Here is a 21492-nt window from a genome sequence, read left to right on the forward strand (position 1 = left end):
GTTCAAAATATCCTTCCAGAACATAATACACAGGTTTCCAATAAACGCCTGTGCTTTCCATAGCAACATGGGTTACTCCTTGGTTTTGAAGCCAACCGATCAGCTTCTCCAGATCCTGGGTATGGGTGGCAAAGGTTAACGTCTGCTCTGGCAGATCTTTTCCTGAAACGGTGGCAACTACCGTGTCGCGATGAACATCAAGGCCGCAGCCTCGTTCAATGAGTTGGGGAAATTCTATCATGTCCATATCGTAAATAAGTTGTGGTAACTCCTTTTACGACTTTCATGGCTGTGGGTGAATTTCCCTAATTCATATAAGTTTTATGGGTGGAGTATCTTGTGCCTATGACCTATCCGTCTGGGAAATATGAGATCGTGGTGATTGGCCTTGGGGCTGTCGGAAGCGCGACGCTTTATCAATTGAGCAAAAGTGGGAAGAAAATCCTGGGAATCGATCGCTTTGAGCCGCCACACACCTTGGGATCGAGTCACGGCGAAACCCGGATTACCCGGCTAGCTGTTGGAGAGGGCGAGGACTATGTCGCCCTGGCAAAACGCTCCCATGAGATCTGGCGTGAGCTGGAGCTGGAATCAGGCGCGAAGATAATGACCACGACATCCGGAATTTTGATGGACTCGGGTGTTCAAGCTTGGGGAAAACACGGAGGCGAGGGCTTCTGGGACAGCACCGTTTCCTTTGCAAAAAACCAGCGGATCTCCCACACCAGTCTGGATGCGAAGACCTTGAAATCCCGGTTTCCGGCTTTTCAACTAGAATCCTCCGGAAAAGTATATCTGGAGGACGAGGCGGGATTTCTCCGGCCCGAACTGGCTATCGCGACGCAGCTGGATTTAGCCAGGAAAAACGGTGCCGAGATCCGGGTGAACGCTGCGGTGGAGGAGCTGCGCAAAGAAGGCGACTCCATCCTGATCCGGATGAAAGATGGAGAAATATTGGCCGACAGGGTGCTGCTCAGTGCCGGCGGATGGGTCAAGGATTTTTTGGGGAAAGAGGAAAAGCCAAATTTCAAGATCTGTCGCCAAATCCTTCATTGGTTGGAGGTCGACTCCGGTTTTACAGACTGGACTAAGTATCCGGTTTGGATGTGGGGATTTGGCCCCAAGGCTGAGGATTTCATCTATGGGTTTCCATCACTGGATGGCAAGACGGTCAAGCTGGCGACAGAGTCATTTGTCGAGGTCCCTCATCCGGATTTCCTTGACAGAACCGTCACGAAGGAGGAACAGGAGCAGTTTTGGGAGGAGAAGATCGCAGGCAGAGTCTGCGGTCTGCGTCGGAATTTCGTCAAATCGGCGGTTTGCTTTTATACGGTCACGGCGGACGCCCGATTTGTAATTAGGCGTCTGGATGAGATGGAGCATGTGTTGATGGTTTCGGCCTGTTCGGGGCACGGGTTCAAGCATTCCGCGGCCTTGGGAGAACGGCTTGCGATGGACTTGTTGCGTGACGCCTGATCATTACCCGCTGTATTCTTCCGGTCTGGTTGCTTGTCCAAAATGACTGAGATTTTTTTGGTCACGGGCGCTCATTTTTATTTCGTAGACAGCTTTTAGACCCCTATCGGGCTATTTTTGACTGGTATAGTTTGGACTTCTTTCAAGCGATGCCAGTCATCGCTTACGAATTTGCCCTCTTTCACTTCATCCTACTTTTCCCTGTCATTTCTCTTGGTAAAGCCCTACTTTTGCCGACTATTCACTACAGACTACAATGGCTAAACAAAGAGGGACCGCCCTGGATCCAGAAGAAAAACGGAAACTGAACAAACAGAATCTGAGCAAACTAGGCGGGATTTTTAGTTTTTTGATGCCATACAAGTGGACATTTTTCTTAGGGCTTGTATTCCTGTTGTTTTCCTCCCTGACCTTGTTGACTTTTCCTTTTGTCGCCGGTAAACTGATCGATACTGCACAGGGGACGAGCTGGATTGTGAGTGACGTGAATTCTATCGCCTGGATTTTGATCGCAATCCTGGCGATTCAGAGCATCTTTTCATTTTTCAGGGTTTGGCTTTTTGCCTTGGTGTCGGAGCGGTCCATGCGGGACATCCGCCTGGCGTTGTATTCGAAGCTAGTGCGCCTGCCCATGACTTTCTTCGATAAGCGACGAACGGGGGAGTTGATCAGCAGGATTACCGCAGACGTCAGCCAGTTGCAGGACACATTCTCAACTACCTTGGCGGAGCTTTTCCGCCAGCTGGTTACACTCGTGGCGGGAGTTGGATTTTTGCTTTACAATACGCCAAAGCTGACCGTCTTCATGCTGGGTACCTTCCCTGTTTTGGTGTTGATTGCGATGGTTTTTGGGAGATTCATCCGGAATCTTTCGAAGAAGACCCAGGACGAGCTCGCCGCGGCCAATGTCATCGTGGAGGAAACGCTCCAATCGATCAGCACCGTCAAGTCATTTGTGGGAGAAGCGTACGAGACTTCCCGCTATGGAAAAGGTCTGAGCTCGGTAGTTGGGGTGGCTTTGACCACCGCGAAGTACCGGGGAGCATTTATTTCCTTTATCATCTTTGCGCTTTTCGGCGGAATCGTGGCTGTGATGTGGTACGGCGCCAGCTTGGTAGCCGAGGGAAGTATGAGTGTGGGAGAGCTGGTTTCCTTTGTGCTGTATACAACCTTCATCGGTGGATCCATCGCGGGATTGGGAGATATCTACAGCAATGTGCAAAAGGCGATCGGCAGCTCCGAGCGGGTGCTCGAGATTTTGGACGAGGAGGCCGAATCGAGCTCCGGTGTCAGTACGGAGAAGTTTGAGGGCAAGATTGAATTCAACCAGGTTGGATTTAGCTATCCGACGCGGCCTGAGGTGGAGGTTTTAAAAAATGTTTCTTTTCAGGTTCAATCCGGGGAAAAGGTCGCCCTTGCGGGCCACTCCGGCGCGGGGAAGTCAACCATCATCCAGCTTTTATTGCGCTTTTACGAGGTGGAAAAGGGAGCCGTGCTGGTAGATGGCCGGGATGTGAAAGACTGGGATCTGAAGACTTTGCGAAGCAAAATCGGCATCGTACCTCAGGAAGTGCTGCTTTTTGGTGGATCTATCCGGGAGAATATTCGCTACGCCAAGCCGGACGCCAGCGAGGAGGAGATCATCACGGCGGCACAAAAGGCCAACGCCTGGCAGTTTATTTCCCGATTTCCTGATGGCATGGACACGCTGGTGGGAGAGCGGGGCGTGAAGCTGTCCGGTGGGCAGCGCCAACGCGTCGCAATTGCCCGGGCGATATTGAAGGATCCTGCGATTCTCATCCTCGATGAGGCTACTTCCTCTCTCGATGCCGAATCGGAGTCGTTGGTGCAGCAGGCGTTAGATGAATTGATGAAAGGAAGAACAACCCTGATCATCGCACATCGGCTCTCTACAATACGCAAGGTGGATCGAATCTACGCGCTCAGTGAAGGCAAGATCATCGAGGAGGGCAGCCACAAGGAGCTGCTGGAGAACGAGGCGGGATTCTACGCCAACCTCGTCCGACTTCAATTTGCCGATTAGCGTAGATTATGGGCAGTTAGGGATTTGATCATTCCCATAGTTTTTTCCTTCAGCATCTTGGAACCCGGAAATAGAGTTTTCATTTCCTTTTCGTTGAGCAGGCGGATTTCATCCTGGTATTGCTGGGCATCCTGAGGCTTCCATTTTGTCATACGGCTCAGGCGGGTTTTCGTCAGAAGGAAAAAAAGGAGCCTTTTGGGCATGTATTGGGCAAACGGAAGTGCATAATGCGCCTCTACCGGAAAGTATCTGTTCGGGGTCTGGACGAAGTATCGCTTGCCTACGCGCTGGATTTCTGCTGCCATTTTCGCTTGATTTTCATAGGTGTACACGTGCTCGATCACTGAATTTGAAAACACCAGATCAAATTTTTTGTCCTCGAATTCCGGCATGGCTGTGGCATCTCCCACCAAGGCCTTGATATGGGGATGCGTGGTTTTTTCGAGTTGGAGGTTGAGTAGCGTGATGCACACCCCCGGAACGTTGGGAATCTGACTGCCCTTCCAGAAGTAATCTGTCCCTCCTACATCCAGAATTCGAATGGTCTTCTCTGGGTTGAAATTTCTGAAAAATAGCTTTTCAAATTTTTTGAGCCGTCTTGCTCTGAATTTGGCGCCAATTGACTTGGGATTGTCCGATGGTGCAAAAAGATCGTTGATAATACTCATTAGAAGCCTTAAGGCAGTTGGGGGATACAAATAAATTCAAAAGTAATCAGTCGACAGGATTTCTTTCTTAATTTTAGGCCGCAAAACTTTCAGCTTGATCCCAAATTTGTACGCTTTTTGCATCTGATGAGAAAATCCTGCCGGAATTATTTTTATGAAGAGAAGATTTGACACGTATTTTCCCTGGCTGTTTACGGCCAGTGATTTTCTTGCGTCCCTTGTTTCGATACTGATCGCCACTTCGATTTTGCATAGGGTGGGAGTATTTGAAGGAGGAGAGTTTTCCGCTTTTCTTCCGCTTTCTGTTTTTTGGCTGCTGATCTCGGCGCTGCGAAAGGACTATAAAATTGGGCGGACCGACGAGTATGAGTTTACGCTGCGAAGGCTTCTTGTCACCATTCTTTGGTTTTTGATAGGCACGGCCATCTTGTGGACTCCGCTTCAGCAAGGGAATATCCGCTGGATTCCTATCGCGGGGCTCGGAGTGATCATGGCTCTCCTGATGGGAATGTTTCGGGTGGCGGTGCATCTCGTGCTCCGGAACTACCGTGCCAAAGGGAATAACTACCGCAATGCGATCATCGTGGGCAAAGGCGGCAGCAGTCCAAAACTTGCCGATGTCTTCAGAATCAGAAAGGACTTTGGGATCAATTTCTTGGGTTACTTTGATGATCAGTCGGATTGTGCTCAGACGCGGGGCGGCGTAGGAGAGTTCTTCGACCTGGCGCCGAGTTTGAATTTAGATATCATCTACGTCCACGAGCAGTTGGAAGCAGTTTTGGTCAAGAAGATCATCGAGTTTGCGGATGAAAACTACATCAAAGTCAAACTCATTCCAGGAGGGAGTCTTCAATTGGAGAAAAACCTGTCCTTCTCAAAATATGGAGATTTCTACGTCATCAATGTCAACGAAATTCCCCTCGACGGTGCGCTCAACAGTTTCGCCAAAAGGGCCTTCGATCTGATATTTGCGGGCTTCGTTACTATTTTTATCCTTTCTTGGTTGATCCCTTTGGTCGGAGTCCTGATCAAACTAGAGTCGCGGGGATCGGTGTTTTTTGTTCAAAAGAGAAATGGCATAAATAATCAAGTATTCAATTGTCTGAAGTTCCGGTCGATGACACCCAATGATTATGCGGACACCAAGCAGGCGACCAAGAAGGATCCCCGGGTGACGCGGATCGGGGCTTTTCTCCGCAATACGTCGCTGGACGAGATGCCACAATTCCTCAATGTGCTGACTGGTGACATGTCCATCGTGGGCCCACGGCCCCATACCATTCCGATGAACCGGACCTTTGCAAACCAAATAGGGCGATACAACTCCCGTCACAAGATCCGTCCGGGCATCACTGGGCTGGCTCAGGTGAAGGGCTATCGCGGAGAGATTGAAAGTTCTTTTCAGATAAGATCAAGGGTTCGGCTGGACTATTTTTATATCAACAACTGGTCCTTTCTGCTAGACATGGGCATCATGCTAAAGACTATCAACGAGCTGCTTTTCCACCGAGACAACGCTTATTGACGATACCGAAGCTTGCAAGTTTTGCGGTGGTGAGTTTAGGAAGAGCGAATGGCATTGCAGAAAAAAGCCCTCCGGTATAACCAAGAGGGCAAAGGTCAGGCCTGTTTTTATCTGCTAAAGCCGTTTAAAGCCTAAAGAGCGCGTCAAAGAATCCCATCGTTTCTCCTTTTTTCTTAAAGATCAACATCGGCAGAAACTTGTTGACGTGGATAAGTTTCTCTGCCGTACTGCCCAGGAGGATCGCGGCGGAAGTCGTGCGTCCCCTGGAACCCAACAGGATCATATCCGCATCGATCTCCTGTGCATATTCCAGGATCAGCGTGCCGGGATTCTTGCCGTCCGCGCGCACCAGGGCGCACTGGAGGTCAGGATGGTTGTATTTGTGGATGAATTTCTTGAAATCATTTTGCGCATTTTCTTTCATGATCTCGGAAAACTCCTCAAATGTCTTCCCCGTTTTTGAATAGCCGTGCGGTACTTCATAGATATGCATTGGCACCAGCTCAGCGTCCAGTTTTTTAGAAATCCACTCTCCAAACTCATAGATGATATGATTGTGCGTCGAAAAGTCGGTCGGGATGAGGATTTTCTTGGGAAACTTGATCGGACGCAGCTCCTGCACCAGCAGGATCGAGCAGGGGGCTTTTTTCGCCACGCCGTCAGCCAACACGCCATTGCCGACGAGGTTATCTTTGCGGCCCATAATGATCAGGTCGACGTCTTTTAGTTTTGCCCACCGGAGAAACGTGTCGAGCGGGTGACCTCCCTCTTCGACAAATACTTCGGTTTCTATATCCTCGGGAAAATTGAATTCTTTGAGCTTATTCTTCACGATCATCTCAATTGACTCATCTGTCGGAGAGACCAGATTGGGATATTGATCGAGGATCTCTTTGGGAACCTCCAGGTTTTTGGCAACATGAAGGAAGTAGCACTTTTCGATCCCTAGAAACTTAATAAAAACAGCCGTCTTTTTGATCAGGATATCGTCCATTTCTGTGAGATCCAGGCCAATCATGGCTTTAGAAAAGAATTTCATGGTATGAGGTTTTATTTAGCCTTAAGTTAAAAGATTGATCGAGTAAATCGAACAGATTTTTTAAAAGGAGGTTTGGGATTGTTTTCAAGGTAGGTTTACGGGATGAAATCCGGCATGATCCGCGCGAAAGACTGTGAGACGATGATCAACCACGCCGGATTCTTCCGACGAAAAGTCGGGACGGGCTATGTGTTTGTTCAAAATAATTATAATACATGAATTGCCAAATCGGGAAAGCTCTAACGGACGGGGTAACTATAATAGAATAACTTGAAGGATATGAAATGCCCAGGATGAACGCTCTCACAGGGGGATGATTATCGTAGGGCATTCCATATGGCCTTTTAAAAGACAAATTATAATCATATGAAAGTAATGCAGAAGTATTTTTTGGCGCTGGTGCCACCCGCAGAGATTTTGGACAAAGCCCATAAGATCAAGATCGCCCTTCGGGATCAGTTTGGAATCAAATATGCGCTCAAGTCGCCTCCCCATATTACGCTCAAGATGCCGTTCAGCTACAACGAAGCCAAGGAAGATGTGTTGGTGGCGAATCTACAGGAGCATTTAAAAGGCCAGGAAGCATTCCGCGTGAAGATCGACGGCGTCGGGACCTTCGGAAATCGGGTGATCTACCTCGCTATCGAAGATTCTGAGATTCTGCGAAGCTGCCAGCGGGGATTGACGAAGTTTTGCAAAGAGCGGTTGCATCTGACTCAGGAATTGAGTGATCGTAATTATCATCCCCATCTCACGGTTGCATTCAAAGATCTGAAAGCCAATCATTTTTCGGATGCCTTGGCATTTGTCAAGCAGGAGAGTTTTACGACAGTATATTATGCGGCTGAGCTGACGCTCCTTAAGCGAATCGATGGAGTCTGGATATTACATCGCTCCCTACGCTTTTCTTCCGACGAGTTACCGTCGTCCTAGTTGGGATCAGTCCGTCGCAGTACGAACGTGGAACAAAAAGGTCTGGTAGGAGCCAGGTAGCGCCGATCAGCAAGGTGAATTCCCTGGCTACTCGTTTTACAAAACGAAAGGAGAAGGGTGTTTTGGGGGTGCACCCCAAAGGTGTTGAGAATGAAAGTCCGCATCAAAGAGCTGACTCACGCAGCAACGGGTGGGTAACGAACGCAGGAAGGACACATTCCGCCAATTCATTGGCGGCTGGGTGAATTACTTCCACCTGTCAAATATGCAAAAAATGTTCACCAAAGTTAACGAGTGGTACAGATGACGACTTATGGTGCTGATCTCGAAACAATTGAAATGAATAGGGACCAAACTTTCGAATCTGATCAGACTAGGATAGGTAAATCCAAAACGCGGACTGGGCGAACTCGAGGAAGGGCTATTAGCACTAGTTAACAACTTTATCCTTGCTAGGACCATCACCACAGAAACACTCCAGCACGCGGTTTAGTCTCCTTATTTGCCCAATACCAAAAGGTTAGGATCAAAACCTAAGGAGTCACCGTATGCCGAACGGTACTTACGGTGGTGTTGGAGGTCGAAACGGAAATTAATCCTCTTTCTCCTACCGATTCTTCAGGTGAAGGTTCGGTATCAGCAGGCTGACAGGAAACTTACTAGACTTGCCAAGTCCAGTCAGTCCCTCTATGGTAGAGTCTGCTAGGGGCTGGGAGTTCGTCCGGTATACTGATGTTCTCGCAATAGTTATAATGGAAAGGCTGATGTTTTAATATATATATTCTGACTTGTTTGTTTTTGAGGTGACAATCTTCCATCTGTTTTTTTTTATAGTATAAAATGTGAAATTCGTCATGTAGTTAATGTTGTATGAATATTTAACAGTGAGATATTTGATCTTAATAATTGCCGCTTGACGGAAAGAGGACTAACTAAGACTGTTCTGTTGACAAGAGGGTAAACTATATAAGTAGAGACCGAATCTACAACAAGACGCTATGCGGATTTTGCAAAGCATGGTTCCTTCGGAGATGGATTTTAATGACGTTTCAATTTTTCGTCCGATTGACATGAAAAAAATGAAGATTTATCAAAAAATGTGGAGTTTTAAGAAATTTTGAAAATTTCCAGTTGCTTATAGAATCCTTTCGATTTCATATTCGCTGATTTTTACTTCCTCAGAAGATTCGATTGATTAGGAGCGAAATATATAGTGTTAACAAAATATTATTTTAACATCAAGACTGAATCGTTTAAAAAAAAAACTGGACTTTTTTAATAGTCCGAATTTAGACAAAGCTATTTCTCATAAGATAGAATTTTGTTCTTCACTTTTCCGTTGAAGCCGATTTTTTTATCCATACGTCCCCTTATTTTCTTTTATAAATATTTAAAATTTGTTAAAATGGGCCAATTGCAAAATATAATATTTATTTCTTTCAAACGGCTGCTGTTTTTGAGTTTTTTTCCTGCCATAGAAAAATCTTATATTGAAATGCAGAATTTCATATAAAACCAAATTAAAAACCCTTATGAACAAAATTTTACTCCTAGGGCTTACGCTGTTTCTTGCAAGTGCCATGGCATTTGCACAGGGGCGTAACGTATCCGGAATAGTAACTTCGGCTGAGGATGGTGAACCAGTTCCTGGTGCCACTGTATTAGTCAAAGGTACTAGCGTAGGTGCTGCCACAGACCTTGAAGGCAGGTACTCCCTGACTATCCCCGAAGGCGGGACAGTGTTGGTGTTCTCATTTATTGGCATGGCTACTCAGGAAATTCCGGTAAACGGTCAGTCAGTAATTGATGTTGTATTGGAGTTCGATGCCTCGGAACTATCCGAAGTAGTTGTAACTGCGATGGGTATTGAGAGAAATAAAAATGAGCTCGCCTATTCTGCCCAGCAGGTTCAAGGGGATCAGGTTTCTCGGACAAGATCTGCGGATTTTGTATCCACGCTTTCCGGTAAAGTTGCCGGTTTGGATATCCGATCCAACAATACGATGGGTGGATCTACGAACGTGGTAATTCGTGGTTATTCCTCTATTTCAGGTAACAACCAGGCTCTCTTCGTGATCGATGGAGTGCCCGTAAGCAATGCCAATAACAGCCCTTCCGCTGTGGACTTTGGTAATACTGCCTCGGATATCAACCCTGATAATATCGAATCCATAAACGTGCTGAAAGGTGCTGCGGCGACTGCACTATATGGCTCTCGTGCCGCAAACGGCGTGATCATGATCACAACCAAGAAAGGTAAGAAGAACAGCATGAGTATCGACATCAATTCTGGTGTGATCTGGAGTAGCATGGACAAGTCCACTTTCGTAGAATACCAAAAGGAGTACGGCGCTGGTTACATTCAGTCATTCCGTGCTTCCCAGGATCTTGGAAGTGGAGAGGCTCCGGTCGTGCGGTTTCAGGATGATGCGTCCTATGGGCCTGCATTTGATCCAAACTTGCAGGTTTATCACTGGGATGCAATCGATCCTACCTCTCCCAACTTTGGAAAGACCAAGGCCTGGGTCGCTGCAGAAAATGATCCCAGCGCTTACTATGAGACAGGGCTGAATTCCAATCAAAGTATCACTATTAGCGGTGGCGGAGATGAGACCACATTTAACTTGGGCTATACTCGAAACGATATCAAAGGCAACCTGCCAAACAGTACCATTGATAAGAACATGATCAACTTCTCTGCTGCCTACAATGCTACAGAGAAGCTGACGGTAAGTGCGTCGGCCAACTACACGCGAACTGAAGGTATTGGTAGATATGGTGTTGGATACAATGGTACGAACCCTAACCAGCAATTCAGACAATGGTGGCAGACCAACGTGGATGTCAGAGAACAAGAGTCTGCTTACTTCAGAAATAGACAAAACGAAACCTGGAACTGGAACGGCGCCAATACCGGACCTATCTATTCCGATAACATTTATTGGTCTCGCTACGAAAACTATTCTAATGATGCCAGAGACAATATCTATGGGTATGTCATGCTCAACTATGAGCTTACCGACTGGATGAGCGTCATGGGTAGAGCGACGTTGAATGCTACCACTGATATGCAGGAGGAACGACTGGCAGTAGGCAGTGCGGGTGTGCCGTTTTATTCAAGATACAATAGGGATTTTAAAGAGTCCAACTATGATTTGATGTTGAACTTCGACAAGGATATCTCCGAAGATTTGAGTTTCAATGGTTTGTTGGGCGGAAATATTCGTAGAGAAGAAACCAGCTCCATTGATGCGAGCACTAACGGTGGACTTGTCGTTCCAAGACTTTATTCCCTGTCCAATACGGTCAACCCAATGACCCCACCAGTTGAAGGATATTCCCGTAGGGGTGTAGATGGTATCTATGCCAATGCCAACTTTGGGTATAAAGAGAAGCTGTTCTTGGAATTGTCTGCACGCCAGGATAAGTCCACTACTTTACCGGAAGGTGACAATACCTACTTCTACCCTGCTGCGGGTTTGAACTACGTACTCAATGATGCTCTAAAAAATGTATCATGGATCTCTGCGGGTAAGATCAGGGCCAATTATGCTGAAGTAGGTAATGATGCCGCTCCTTTGAGCGTATATGATATCTATGACAAGCCAACTGCTTTTGGTTCGGTTCCGCTTTTCTCACTTCCAAGTACTAAGAACAACTCCAGCTTGAAGCCGGAAAGACAGAAAAGTTATGAAGCTGGATTGGAAATGGATTTTTTCAACAGCTTGTTTGGATTTGATTTTACCGTCTACCAGACCAATACCGTTGATCAAATCTTGCCTGTAGACATTACCGCAGCTACAGGCTATACCCGCAGATATGTCAACGCAGGTGAAGTTGAAAATAAGGGTTTTGAAGTGAGCGCTTACGTGACTCCGATTCAAACCAATAATTTCACCTGGGATATGCGCCTTAACTTTTCCCGTAACCGAAACGAGGTGATCAGTCTTTATGGAGAGGGAGACAGCAAAGTTGAAAACGTGCCTTTGGCGTCCTTCCAGGGCGGAGTTTCTGTCAACGCGGCAGTAGGACATCCTTACGGTGTGATCCGTGGCAATGACTTTGTCTATACTAATGGACAAAGAACTGTTGATGAGAATGGCTACTATATGGTGGGCGACGACCCTAGCGCGATCATTGGAGATCCAAATCCGGACTGGTTGGGTGGCATCAACAACACCTTTACTTACAGAGGATTATCACTTTCGTTCCTGATTGATATCCGTAAAGGTGGCGATGTATGGTCACTTGACAGATGGTACGGAGATGCCACCGGGATATATCCTGAGACTGCCGGCCTGAATGATCTAGGCAATCCTTCCCGACTTCCAGTATCCGAGGGTGGGGGAATGTTGTTGCCTGGTGTAAAAGAAGATGGTACGCCTAACGACATCTATGCAGAAAACCAGAATGGTGACGGACAGACTCCTTTGGGCTATGCAGCCAATAACTATGTGGGTACTCCAAGATCCTTGTACGTCTACGATGGTAGCTATGTGAAATTGAGAGAATTGGTTCTTTCTTATTCGTTGCCGTCTTCACTCTTTGGAAGCAACAGCGCGATCAAAAAGATCGACTTGCAGTTGGTAGGACGCAACTTGTGGATCATCCATAAGAACATGGAGTATTCTGACCCTGAAGAAGGTTTGGGCAATGGAAACTCTGCGAGAGGTTACCAGAGTGGTGCCTATCCGGCCATGAGAAACTATGGTTTTAACGTAAAATTGAATTTCTAAAATTACAGAAATGAAAAAGATAATTTTAAGTCTATTGTGTTCATCCATGTTAGTAGCAACGTCCTGCGTTGACAGCTTGGATGATTATAATGTGAGTCAAAAAAATGCAGCTGCAGTGCCCAGTGAGACGCTGTTTACCAATGCTGTCAAGAATCTGACAGATGCTTTGACCTCTGCGAGTGTCAATTCAAACAACTATCGCTTCTATGTGCAGCATTGGACTGCAACCACGTATCTGGATGAGCCACGCTATAATATGACCTCCAGGACTATTCCACAGTCTATGTGGCAAAGTCTCTATCGCGATGTCCTGTCGGATCTTAAGGAATCCAAGAGACTGGTCATGGAGAATACTGCGACTATTGAGAGTGTCAAGAACAATCAATTGGCTCAGATCGAAATCATGGAAGTGTATGCATGGTCTGTTCTGTTAAATACTTTTGGCGATGTTCCTTACTCCCAGGCGCTCGACCCAGAGAATTCCCTGCCGGTATACGATGATGCGCAGACTACTTACAATGCAATCCTTGTGCGCCTGAACAACGCACTGAGCTTGATCAACTCCACAGCCGAAGGCTATGAGGGAGGAGATCTGCTGTATAAAGGAGATATGGAAAAATGGGTAAAGTTTGGAAATTCTCTGAAATTGAAACTGGCTATGGTGATTGCAGATGTGGATCCTACACAGGCTAAGACACTCGTAGAGGCAGCTGCTCCCAACGTGTTTACAAGCAATGCGGACAATGCCATTTTCCAGTATTTAGTTGCCCAGCCAAACAACAATCCGGTGTCCAATGCTGTAACCGGCGTATATAGTACGCGGGAAGATTACGTAGCTGCGAATACCTTGGTAGACGTCATGAATGACCTGGAGGATCCAAGAAGAGAGCAGTTCTTCACTCAGGTGAATGGTGAGTATGTTGGGGGTATATACGGTTATACCAACAGTTATCCAGACTTTTCTACCGTGAGTGCCAAAGTCGCCGCTCCTGACAACAAAGCAGTGTTACTGGATTATTCTGAGGTAAGTTTCCTACTTGCAGAAGCTCTGGAAAGAGGGTTTGCTGTAGGAGGAACTATTGAAGATCACTACAATGAGGCTATTACAGCTTCCATCGTGTATTGGGGAGGAACTTCTGCCGAAGCGGATGCTTATTTGAGTCAGCCATCCGTGGCCTACAGTAGTGCAGGTGGGGACTGGAAAGATAAAATTGGCACCCAAAAATGGATTGCCCTGTACAACAGAGGGTATGACGCCTGGTTGGAATGGAGAAGGTTAGATGCACCGACCTTGTTGCCTCCTGTTGAGGGACTGGTTGTTCCACAAAGATTGATCTATCCCGTAAATGAATCAACCCTGAACGGAGCCAATAAAAATGCTGCGTCCGCGGCCATAGGTGGTGATAGTTCTGACACCCCGCTATGGTGGAATGTCGATTGATAGCGATGCCTAGTCCGGAAAATAGGCCGGTTCCAATATAAAGCAAACTTTATTGATAGATGTGAAACCTCGGCGATACTAACGCCGGGGTTTTGCTTTTTCCAGGGACGATGAACGATCCAAGACTTTCCCTGGGAAAGCGGAAGTTTTTTAATTTAAGAGTAAGGCGGGTGAATTGGTATTGGATTTTAGTGACGTTTTTGTCAAAAAATTGATTTTTGGACTAATTCAAGCCCAGAAATGAAGATTTGATAAAAAAAAGTCAACTTTTAGAAAATTTGGAAAAAAGACCGTTCATTGTATTTTCATTTCGATGTAGTAGCTTTTGATTTTCGTCAAATCGAAATTATCTATTGTTTGATGGATAGGTCTGAGATATTATCCAAATATTATTTTACTGTTATCTCCGAATCCATAGAGTTGTACTTTGAAGAATGATAAAACTCAAAATTAAATTGAAGTGTTTTTTTACCTAAAAAAATATTATTTCGCTGTTGTGTTGATTGCCCTCATTTTGTAGAACTTTGCCACGGGTTTAGTGCAGAGATGTTAGTAATATTTGCCGTAAATGGCATATTCAAAATATAATTCTATATCTATTTCGAGATAGGTGCTTTTCAATATTTGTTTAGATGGATTATAACATGTGATATTAGCTTCCTGAATGTTAAAAAATCTAAAACAACAACCTATGAAGAAAGTTTTATTAGGCTTTGCTTTGAGTTTCCTGACTTTGGTGTCAGTACTCGCGCAGACTAAGACGATCACTGGTAGGGTCACCTCAGCCGAAGAGCCAGAAGGTGTCCCGGGAGCCAGCGTAGTGGTTAAAGGAACCACCCAAGGTACCATCACCAACCTAGACGGGGGCTATTCGATCTCTGTGCCGGACAATGCCGCAACTCTTGTGTTCAGCTTTGTGGGTTACCTGACCAAGGAGATGCCCATCGGATCCAATTCTGTGATCGATGTAGTGATGGACACGGATGTGAAAACCCTGAATGAGGTAGTCGTAACTGGCTACGGCACGCAAGAAAGAAGAGAAATCACCGGATCGGTGACCTCTATCAACAGTGCCGACATCGAAAACCTGGTGACACCTTCATTTGAATCACAATTGGCAGGCCGTGCACCGGGTGTGCAGATCACCACTCCAAGTGGAGTTCTCGGTACCGCCCCTATCATCCGTATTCGCGGTGTCAACTCCCTCACCCAAGGAGCTGGCCCGTTGATCGTGATTGACGGTGTACCAGTGGTTGATTCCGATCGGTCCGCGGTAATCTCCTCCAATCCATTGGCCAACATCAACCCTTCTGACATCCAGTCTTATGAGGTGTTGAAGGATGGTTCTGCCACTGCGATCTACGGTTCCAGAGCTGCTAACGGTGTGATCCTGATCACAACCAAAAGAGGTGCTACAGGTAAGGCTAAAGTAAGCTTCAACACCGCCATGGGTATGAACCAGGCGGTAAATCGTTTCGACCTTCTTTCAGGCGACGAATTTGTGGAGATCGCTAATGAGAAAGTATCCAATGTTACTCCGGGTGCAACTGGAAATGCCAGACCGGGAGTCAATACGGATTGGCAAGACGCCGTATTGAGAAACGGCTTTACCCAGCAGCACAACCTGTCTATTGCGGGTGGTTCTGAGGCGACTAAGTATTTCTTCTCTTTAGGTTTTACCGATCAGGAGTCTGCGATCGTGGCTAACGACCTGAGCAGATATTCTTTCCGTGCCAATGTAGACCACAGCATCTCCAAAGCCGTGAGACTGGGTGTTTCCCTCTCCTACTCGCTGACCCAAATCAACGGTCTGAACAACGGTGCCAACTCCCTCTCAGGAGCAATCTACAATGCCACCCGCGCATTGCCTAACGTGGAGATCTACGACCCTGCGAACACGGCCTTTGACGGATACAACGTGCAGCCAGACGGCTCTACCACAGGATGGGGCAATAACCTGTCCGGTCCAGACAACAACATTCCAAACATCGCATTTGTGTTGGACAATAACATTTTCCGTGCAAGAGCACACAGGATCCTCGGATCAGCGTACGGAGAGGTGGATATCATCCAGGGTTTGACTGCAAGATCCCAAATCGGCGTGGATTTGACCTTGGCAGATGACTTGCAGACTTGGGACAAAAGACATGGCGACGGACGTGGCAACAACGGGTATGTGTACATGGCCTACAACCCAGCCATGATGTGGAATTGGCAGAATACGCTGAACTATCAGACTGTAATAGCTGATGCGCATAACATCAACGTGACTGCAGGTATGGAGTATCAGCTGGCCACCTACTACGGTTTCTCAGGTTCCGGTACAGACATCTCTGACAACTTCTATGCGCAGCAGAACCTGATCACAGGATCCTACAACAATCAGTTCTCCAGCGGTAGCTATTCAGAGCGTGGATTCGACTCCTACTTCGGTCGATTGAACTATAGCTTCAATGGCAGGTATCTGGCCTCTTTCACCGTCCGTAACGATGGGATCTCTGATCTGGTGGCTGACAATAAAAGAGGAACTTTCTTTGGTGGATCAGTGGGATGGAGACTTTCTGACGAGGGATTCTTTAATTCTGAATTGATCTCTGATCTGAAGATTAGAGCATCCTACGCGGAAGTGGGCAATACCAATTTGGGATCATTTGCGGCATTCGGTGGATTCTCCCCAGTATTGGGTGGAGCTGGAGCCGGTATTGGTTATTCACGAGTTGCAAATGCTGCGCTTCAGTGGGAAACTTCCAAGAAATTTAACGTAGGTTTTGACATGACTATCGGTAAGGTAACAGTGTCTGCCGACTACTTCTCCAACAACGTGGATGGTTTGATCTTGGCGGCCCCTACGGCTCCTTCATTGGGTATTCCTGGTAACAGTATCAACCAAAACATCGGAGCGATGACTAACACCGGTTTTGAATTCAGAGCGTTCTCCAATATCATCAACCGGGGCAAGTTCTCTTGGGACACTGACTTCAACATCACCTTCCTGAACAATGAGGTAACGGAGCTGAATCAACCTTTGATCAACACCTACAATAGAACTGTAAAGGACGGGCCAATCGGCCAGCTCTACGGCTTCAAATGGGCGGGCGTAAACCCAGCTAACGGTAACGCTATGTACTATAGCGGCGAAAATATCGTGCAGCTGCAGGGCTCGTCTTCTTGGAGAGCATTCGATCCGAATGATCCTTCGAATGTGGCTGTAGCAGGAACATCCCCAACCCAGTTCTTCCTTGGCAATACCCTTCCTAAGTGGCAGGGCGGGTGGAGCAACACCTTCAAATTTGGCAACTGGGATGCTGAGATCTTTACCAGATTCTCAGGGGGCAACTACATCATGAACGAGTCAGTAAGGGGCTTGCTCGGCCTTGGTTTCTCCAACAACCATGCTTCTATCCTGAACAGGTGGACTGAAGGTGGACAGGTTACAGACGTGCCTAGACTGTATTCCGGCAGAGACACTAATACTTGGATGACTTCTGCTTCCAACAGCAGATTCGTGGAAAAAGGCGACTTTGTAAGAATCCAGAATATCGTGCTGGGTTATACAATCCCATCCGCTGCACTGACATCCGCATTCAACGGAGCGATCACCAATGCGAGATTCTTTGCTCAGGTACAGAATCCGTTCACGTTTACCAGCTACTCCGGATTGGATCCGGAAGCAAACCAGTATGGTGGTCAGACACAGTTTGGTGTAGACTGGAACGTTGCTCCGGTGATCCGTACCTATACCTTGGGTCTTAACGTTGGGTTCTAACTTAAACCTCCTAAACGAAGCATTAACATGACAAAGTTTTCTATAAATAATATCAAACTTGCCCTTGCCGGATTGGCATTGGTGGGTGTGACTAGCTCTTGCGAAGTCACTGAACTGACGCCAGCCAACCTGATCCCAGATGCGGAAGCATTTGCAACAGCTGAGCGGGTCGAGTCGGCTGTCCTGGGTGTATATGAATCTGCTCAGAGAGGCTTTTATAACGGAGCTGCGGATCGAGGCTATCCGTTCGGCGCGGCCAACGTGGAGCAGGGGGATATGAGAGGCGAGGACATGTACAATGACCAGGCTTTCTACGAAATCACCTACACCAACGCGTACAATCCACAGTCGGCGAACAACAACGGGATGTGGATTGCTACCTACCGTATGCTAAACCGTGTCAATATCGTGCTAGAGGCGCTGCCTGGTGCGGTTGAAGCTGGAGTTCTTGAGCAGGCGGATGCTGATGTATACAGGGGAGAGATGCTGTTCTTGAGAGCACTTGCGCATCATGAACTGTTGATCCACTTTGCCCGGCCTTATTCTGACGATCCCGATGCTCCAGGAGTCCCTTACAGAACGTTTGCTATCAATGACGTATCCAAGGTTCCGGCTGGTGAGGCTGTAGGAAGAGGTACAGTAGGCGAGGGGTATACCCAACTTCTTACTGACCTGGACGAAGCGGAGCTGAAATTGCCGGCCGGTACACCTGACCGTGCAAATAAAGGTGCTGCCATCGCACTGAAATCCAGAATCAAGCTGCATATGCAGGACTGGGCCGGCGTCTTGACCGAAGCGGCTAAGCTTGAAGCTGGCTATGATGTGACTGCCAATCCTTCGACACCGTTCAGAGGCGGCACTTCTACTGATAACATCTTCTCTTTCATCAACTCAGAAGGTTCTAACCCTAATACTAACGGTGCGCTTGCGGCGATGTATGGTAACCCGGCTGACGGTGGGCGTGGTCTGGTAAAGATCTCTCCACTGATCTGGAGAGCTGACTTCTGGCATGCAGAAGATACCAGAAGAACTACTCTTACTGCAAGAAATGGAGCCGGAATCTATACTTCCAAATACCTCGATTACGTAACCCGTACGGATCCTAACCCGATCCTGAGATACTCTGAAGTGGTGCTGAACGCTGCTGAAGCCAATGCTCAATTGGGCAATCTCGACGCAGCAGTTGCTTTAGTTAACTCCGTAAGAGACCGTGCGCTTCCTGATACTGTTCCTTCCTTCACTGCTGCCGGTTTGGGTGGTCAGGCTGGAGTCTTGACTGCGATCTACAACGAACGCAGGATCGAGTTCCTCGCCGAAGGCAGAAGATGGTCAGATATCCATAGACTTGCTGGCGCAGGTGTGATGGTAGGGACTCCGCCAAAGGCTACCTCCAGATCTATCACCAACGTGGACTTCTATACTACAAATCGCACGATCACTACTGACTATGCGCTGCCGTACGATAGCCACCTGTTTATCTGGCCTATTCCATTGGAAGAAATCCAGACTAACGCCACTGCACCTATCGCGCAGAACCCTGGATATTAATTCCGATTTTATTTTAACTGGAAAGTCCGGCTCGAAAGAGTCGGACTTTTTTATTTTTAGTTTCTTCCGTGCTGCTGTTTACTGATTGTCCAACAGCTGCTACCAGCTCATCGCTGTGTAGCGCCACCACCAACGCGGGTTCTCGGGGCTCCCGAAAAGCTTCGGCGGGAAGTCGTTATTGCTGGCAACATTCAGGGTAAAAGAGAGGAGCCAGTTTTAAAGCGATTTTGATATTCGATTAGGACAAGCCAAAAGGACAAAGAGAAATAGACGATGGAGGTCCCAAAGGCCTCACCAAAGCCTTCTCCTCCCACCTGAAGGGATAGCAGAGCCGGACAGGACCGGTAGCGACTGAGGAGTAAACCATGGGATTGATAAGCCGCAGTTAGGGCTCATTATGGGGTCTTACTGGTTCGATTTTAGGCTTACACCGGTAGGATGACTTCAAAACCAACCACATTGTGGTTGTACACGGCGAAGCTGCTGACTTGCAATTTCCTTGGTAGCAAAGCCACTGCTGCGTTGGGGTTCCGTCATACCATCGTCATACATACGTCACACATAGGTTGGGTTTTGTCCACATTTTCCACGGATTACCTTAGTTTTCCTTTGTTTCCATAGATTCCACATTCGTTTTGATATTCAGGTTGTTGAGTTCAGTTTAGGGCCATGTTTCACATCTAAACAATCCAAAACTATGGCAAAACAATCTGGATATATCAAACTCGAGGGCACCATGGGTGACCTCACATTTTATAAAAACCGCGATGGAAAATTCATCGCCAGGAGAAAGGGAGGGGTGACCAAAAAGCGCATCCAAAATGATCCCCGCTTCCAACGGACCCGGGAGAATTTAAAGGAATTCGCCGAGGCCGCTGCCTCCGCCAAATTTCTCAAGAATGCGTTCCGTGAGATCGAACTCAAATCCAACGGTGGAAAGCTGCACAACAGACTCTATTCCGCGGCCATGAAAGTGGTCAAATCCGACTCGGTGAGTCCCCGGGGAGACAGGAAATTTGATCTGGGAGACATGACCTCGCTACTGCGGTTCGAATTCTCTGAAAAGGCATCCATGCGCAACGTCTTGAAAGTGAAGACAACGGTCCTGGATGAGCCGACTTCCGTGACGGTGACGATACCGGCTCTGGTTCCCAGCAAGTTTCTGCTGTTTTCTGAAGGATCAAAGTTCTACCGGTTTTCCCTGATACGCGCAGCGATCAACTTTGCGGAACAGGATTATTACACCGAGACCGCCACAATAGCGCCCCTGCCGATCATCAATCTCCCGGCGGCGCAAGTTTCGCTCTCCCTGCCCAAACCGGGCGTTGCCGGTGAAAAGTACTTCTTCGCTTTGGCCCTGGAGTTCTTTCTCGACGTCAACGGCAATCAGTACGACATGAACGATGTATCGCAGAATCCTGCGATCATCCTATCGGTCTCCTGATTATGAAATTCCTGCTCACACGGGAATATTGGCCCGGCGGCACCAATGGATCGCTTAGTTACAACGGCAAGATCCTCTGTGCCACGGCCGAGCTGCCCTCAGCATGCTTCCATCCTTCGATGGCCTGTCTGCCGGAAGGAGTCTACGAACTAGATCTGGTCCAAAGTTCATCCGAACAGCAGATCGCCGTGTTCCAAAACTCCGGCTCACACAAATCGAAGATCCCAAGGAAAGCAGAACTGGGGCTAACGCAACTGCACCGAAACATCGTCCTGGTGTCTGAAATTACAGGGGAGGGGAGAGGTGTTCCCGGCAGGGAAGTCTTCCAGAATCTCACTTCCCTGATAGGTCAAACACTCGGGAAAGGGGAAAAGGCCACACTGGAGATAAGGAGCTGTCCAGAATGTGCCCTGAACCTGACCTACCATCAAATCCAATGGATGGACTGATGTTTCAGGCAATTGTGGGAGGGGTCTTCGGACTCCTCCTTTCTGTCATCGCCTATTTCCTCAAGCTCCTCATCCAGGATATCAGGCAGATGAATAAAGAATTGGGAAAAATGAAGGAAGTCATGGTGCGCCTCCAAAGCGAACAGGCATTGATCAAAACGCTTTTACAAATACCTGGCAAGTTGCCCAAAAGCCGAAAGATCCAGCCCTGCGCCTAATTCTCTCAATTGGTGAGCAACTGATCACTGACTCTGATCACTGCGACTGAACACTGATCACTCCCAATAAACACTTAACCTTTAACATTTAACTAAAAAAAACTATGACAACAATAGAAGAAATAAAACACCGGGCTCTCGCCCCAACTCCTCCTTTCTTCCAGTTGCTGAAGAAGGCAGGTCTCCTGATCGCCGCCGTCGGCAC

General features: G+C 47.4%; 15 protein-coding genes. 12 read left to right on the top strand and 3 right to left on the bottom strand.

The features are described 5' to 3' along the window. Positions 1 to 247: IS110 family transposase (locus tag G459_RS30485; protein WP_035456802.1), on the bottom strand; the 247-nt coding region annotated here is incomplete at its 3' end. Between the two features lie 98 nt (positions 248 to 345). On the opposite strand from G459_RS30485, the gene solA reads away from it, so the two are divergent. Together solA and G459_RS0123075 are read left to right on the top strand one after the other, a co-directional pair. Beyond that, the gene (gene solA / locus G459_RS28375) at positions 346 to 1476 is read left to right on the top strand and encodes an N-methyl-L-tryptophan oxidase (RefSeq protein WP_051315388.1); all 1131 of its coding nucleotides are present in this window, start codon (positions 346 to 348) and stop codon (positions 1474 to 1476) included. Between the two features lie 256 nt (positions 1477 to 1732). Further along, entirely contained in the window at positions 1733 to 3520 is a 1788-nt protein-coding gene (locus G459_RS0123075) for an ABC transporter ATP-binding protein (RefSeq protein ID WP_026969724.1), read from the top strand. Here the strand turns inward: G459_RS0123075 and G459_RS0123080 are convergent. Continuing rightward, a complete protein-coding gene (locus G459_RS0123080) occupies positions 3517 to 4188 on the bottom strand; it encodes a methyltransferase domain-containing protein (protein ID WP_026969725.1) in 672 nt (223 codons plus the stop codon). The two genes, G459_RS0123075 and G459_RS0123080, sit on opposite strands and share 4 nt — an antisense overlap. Before the next feature lie 154 nt (positions 4189 to 4342). On the opposite strand from G459_RS0123080, the gene G459_RS0123090 reads away from it, so the two are divergent. Further along, a complete protein-coding gene (locus G459_RS0123090; protein WP_026969726.1) occupies positions 4343 to 5713 on the top strand; it encodes an exopolysaccharide biosynthesis polyprenyl glycosylphosphotransferase in 1371 nt (456 codons plus the stop codon). Between the two features lie 124 nt (positions 5714 to 5837). Here G459_RS0123090 and G459_RS0123100 read toward each other — a convergent pair whose 3' ends face one another. Next, the gene (locus G459_RS0123100) at positions 5838 to 6752 is read right to left on the bottom strand and encodes a universal stress protein (RefSeq protein ID WP_026969727.1); all 915 of its coding nucleotides are present in this window, start codon (positions 6750 to 6752) and stop codon (positions 5838 to 5840) included. A 366-nt stretch (positions 6753 to 7118) separates the two neighbouring features. Between G459_RS0123100 and G459_RS0123110 the strand changes: the two genes are divergently transcribed. The 9 genes from G459_RS0123110 (at position 7119) to G459_RS28385 (ending at position 21287) form a co-directional block, all read left to right on the top strand. Then, positions 7119 to 7685 (top strand): 2'-5' RNA ligase family protein, encoded by a 567-nt coding sequence (locus G459_RS0123110; protein ID WP_051315389.1) that lies wholly within the window; start codon positions 7119 to 7121, stop codon positions 7683 to 7685. Positions 7686 to 7875: 190 nt separating this feature from the next. Beyond that, a complete protein-coding gene (locus G459_RS30675; RefSeq protein ID WP_157373430.1) occupies positions 7876 to 7992 on the top strand; it encodes a group II intron maturase-specific domain-containing protein in 117 nt (38 codons plus the stop codon). A gap of 1225 nt (positions 7993 to 9217) precedes the next feature. Then, positions 9218 to 12421: a SusC/RagA family TonB-linked outer membrane protein gene (locus G459_RS0123125; RefSeq protein ID WP_026969729.1), complete on the top strand. Its 3204-nt coding sequence runs from the start codon at positions 9218 to 9220 to the stop codon at positions 12419 to 12421. A gap of 10 nt (positions 12422 to 12431) precedes the next feature. After that, positions 12432 to 13862 (top strand): SusD/RagB family nutrient-binding outer membrane lipoprotein, encoded by a 1431-nt coding sequence (locus G459_RS0123130; RefSeq protein WP_026969730.1) that lies wholly within the window; start codon positions 12432 to 12434, stop codon positions 13860 to 13862. A 691-nt stretch (positions 13863 to 14553) separates the two neighbouring features. Continuing rightward, the gene (locus tag G459_RS0123135) at positions 14554 to 17628 is read left to right on the top strand and encodes a SusC/RagA family TonB-linked outer membrane protein (protein ID WP_026969731.1); all 3075 of its coding nucleotides are present in this window, start codon (positions 14554 to 14556) and stop codon (positions 17626 to 17628) included. A 27-nt stretch (positions 17629 to 17655) separates the two neighbouring features. Next, positions 17656 to 19176: a RagB/SusD family nutrient uptake outer membrane protein gene (locus tag G459_RS0123140; RefSeq protein ID WP_026969732.1), complete on the top strand. Its 1521-nt coding sequence runs from the start codon at positions 17656 to 17658 to the stop codon at positions 19174 to 19176. 697 nt (positions 19177 to 19873) lie between these two features. Further along, a complete protein-coding gene (locus G459_RS29240) occupies positions 19874 to 20620 on the top strand; it encodes a hypothetical protein (protein ID WP_051315337.1) in 747 nt (248 codons plus the stop codon). Positions 20621 to 20622: 2 nt separating this feature from the next. Beyond that, positions 20623 to 21069 carry a DUF5675 family protein gene (locus G459_RS0123150; protein WP_026969314.1) on the top strand — a complete coding sequence of 149 codons (447 nt, stop codon included), beginning with the start codon at positions 20623 to 20625 and terminating at the stop codon, positions 21067 to 21069. After that, positions 21069 to 21287, top strand: coding sequence for a hypothetical protein (locus G459_RS28385; RefSeq protein ID WP_245588214.1), 219 nt, complete (start codon positions 21069 to 21071; stop codon positions 21285 to 21287). The genes G459_RS0123150 and G459_RS28385 overlap by 1 nt, the downstream gene beginning before the upstream one ends. The last annotated feature ends 205 nt before the right edge of the window (positions 21288 to 21492 follow it).

The organism is Algoriphagus terrigena DSM 22685 (assembly GCF_000429445.1).
Lineage (GTDB): Bacteria > Bacteroidota > Bacteroidia > Cytophagales > Cyclobacteriaceae > Algoriphagus > Algoriphagus terrigena.

What these genes read in the sequence shown, in the direction of transcription:
- solA (WP_051315388.1), top strand. Translation starts at nt 346, where the DNA reads ATGACCTATCCGTCTGGGAAATATGAGATCGTGGTGATTGGCCTTGGG.
- G459_RS0123075 (WP_026969724.1), top strand. Translation starts at nt 1,733, where the DNA reads ATGGCTAAACAAAGAGGGACCGCCCTGGATCCAGAAGAAAAACGGAAA.
- G459_RS0123080 (WP_026969725.1), bottom strand. Translation starts at nt 4,188, where the DNA reads ATGAGTATTATCAACGATCTTTTTGCACCATCGGACAATCCCAAGTCA.
- G459_RS0123090 (WP_026969726.1), top strand. Translation starts at nt 4,343, where the DNA reads ATGAAGAGAAGATTTGACACGTATTTTCCCTGGCTGTTTACGGCCAGT.
- G459_RS0123100 (WP_026969727.1), bottom strand. Translation starts at nt 6,752, where the DNA reads ATGAAATTCTTTTCTAAAGCCATGATTGGCCTGGATCTCACAGAAATG.
- G459_RS0123110 (WP_051315389.1), top strand. Translation starts at nt 7,119, where the DNA reads ATGAAAGTAATGCAGAAGTATTTTTTGGCGCTGGTGCCACCCGCAGAG.
- G459_RS0123125 (WP_026969729.1), top strand. Translation starts at nt 9,218, where the DNA reads ATGAACAAAATTTTACTCCTAGGGCTTACGCTGTTTCTTGCAAGTGCC.
- G459_RS0123130 (WP_026969730.1), top strand. Translation starts at nt 12,432, where the DNA reads ATGAAAAAGATAATTTTAAGTCTATTGTGTTCATCCATGTTAGTAGCA.
- G459_RS0123135 (WP_026969731.1), top strand. Translation starts at nt 14,554, where the DNA reads ATGAAGAAAGTTTTATTAGGCTTTGCTTTGAGTTTCCTGACTTTGGTG.
- G459_RS0123140 (WP_026969732.1), top strand. Translation starts at nt 17,656, where the DNA reads ATGACAAAGTTTTCTATAAATAATATCAAACTTGCCCTTGCCGGATTG.
- G459_RS29240 (WP_051315337.1), top strand. Translation starts at nt 19,874, where the DNA reads ATGGCAAAACAATCTGGATATATCAAACTCGAGGGCACCATGGGTGAC.
- G459_RS0123150 (WP_026969314.1), top strand. Translation starts at nt 20,623, where the DNA reads ATGAAATTCCTGCTCACACGGGAATATTGGCCCGGCGGCACCAATGGA.
- G459_RS28385 (WP_245588214.1), top strand. Translation starts at nt 21,069, where the DNA reads ATGTTTCAGGCAATTGTGGGAGGGGTCTTCGGACTCCTCCTTTCTGTC.